Source organism: Salinibacterium sp., from assembly GCF_031364185.1.
GTDB lineage: Bacteria > Actinomycetota > Actinomycetes > Actinomycetales > Microbacteriaceae > Rhodoglobus.
The window spans coordinates 1-1,555 of sequence record NZ_JANLVV010000106.1; the positions used below are offsets into that span (position 1 = coordinate 1).

Annotated in this window: 1 protein-coding gene and 1 pseudogene; both read left to right on the plus strand. The window is 63.5% G+C overall.

The annotated features are described in order from the left end of the window. Nucleotides 1-228 (plus strand): annotated as a pseudogene (locus tag RMN95_RS05135) (hypothetical protein); the annotation flags it as partial. A 94-nt stretch (nucleotides 229-322) separates the two neighbouring features. After that, nucleotides 323-1,555 (plus strand): IS256 family transposase (locus tag RMN95_RS05140; protein WP_309615878.1); only part of this gene is annotated, 1,233 nt, incomplete at its 3' end.

A 1,555-nucleotide genomic window follows, 5' to 3' on the forward strand; every position in this document is an offset into this window, starting at 1 on the left:
ATCGGCATCCTGCCCGAAGGAGACGTCATCGTTGACGGCGATACCATCGTCGATATCGGCTTGAATCTCGCCGACCAGGGCGCCGAGATCACCGACGCTCGAGGGATGATCGTGACGCCCAGTCTGATCGACACCCATCGCCACACTTGGCAGACCGCCCTGCGCCAGATCGGCTCCGACTGGACTCTCAACGATTATGTCGCAGTAGTGCCCCATAAGGTGGTGTAGCCCGGTGGCTGGCTGCGTCTGATGGACGTGGGCGCGGTCACCGTGGTGTTCCTTCGAGGAAATTCCTACATCCCTCTCGAAAGGCATCAACACGATGACCGCTCCACATATTGTCGACCCTGCTGGCCTGCTTTCCGAAGCCCTCACTGAGGCGTCTCCGGATCTGATGCGGCATCTGCTGCAAACGATGATCAACGCTCTGCTGTCCGCTGATGCCGATGCTGTTGTCGGTGGGGAGTGGGGCAAACCCAGCCCCGACCGGGTGACGCAGCGCAATGGTTACCGGCACCGCGAGCTCGATACCCGTGTTGGCACGATCGACGTCGCCGTCCCGAAGTTGCGGTCCGGCACCTACTTCCCAGAGTGGCTTTTAGAGCGCCGCAAACGGGCCGAGGCCGCCCTGATCACAGTCGTTGCAGACTGCTACCTCGCCGGGGTCTCGACCCGCCGCATGGATAAACTCGTCAAGACCCTCGGGATCAACTCACTCTCGAAGTCGCAGGTCTCCAGAATGGCGACCGATCTCGACGAAAACGTCAACGAGTTCCGTCACCGGCCGCTAGGCGATGCGGGCCCGTTCACCTTCGTCGCCGCTGACGCACTGACCATGAAAGTCCGCGAAGGCGGACGAGTCATCAATGCTGTTGTCCTCGTCGCGACCGGCGTCAACGCTGACGGGCGTCGCGAAGTTCTCGGCATGCGGGTCGCAACGTCGGAGACCGGCGCAGCGTGGAACTCGTTCTTCGCCGACCTCGTCGCCCGCGGCCTCACCGGTGTCCGCCTCGTCACTTCCGACGCCCATCAGGGCTTAGTCGAGGCGATCGCGGCGAACCTTCCCGGAGCGGCCTGGCAGAGATGCCGCACCCACTACGCGGCGAACCTGATGAGCGTGACACCGAAGAGTCTCTGGCCGGCCGTGAAAGCAATGCTCCACTCGGTCTATGACCAACCTGATGCGGCCGCGGTGAACGCCCAGTTCGACCGGCTGCTGGACTACGTCGACGGGAAACTCCCCAACGCACACGAGCACCTCGACACCGCCCGCGCCGACATCCTCGCGTTCACGAGCTTCCCCGAGGGCCTATGGCAGCAGATCTGGTCCAACAACCCCAACGAGCGACTCAACCGCGAGATCCGGCGCCGCACCGACAGCGTCGGCATCTTCCCCAACCGCGACGCCATCATCCGCCTCGTCGGCGCCGTCCTCGCCGAACAAACCGACGAATGGGCCGAAGGACGCCGCTACCTCGGCCTCGACATCCTCGCCAAAAGTCGCCTGCACCTCATCGACGGAATCGGGAACGAGGTGATCGACCAACCCGCCCTC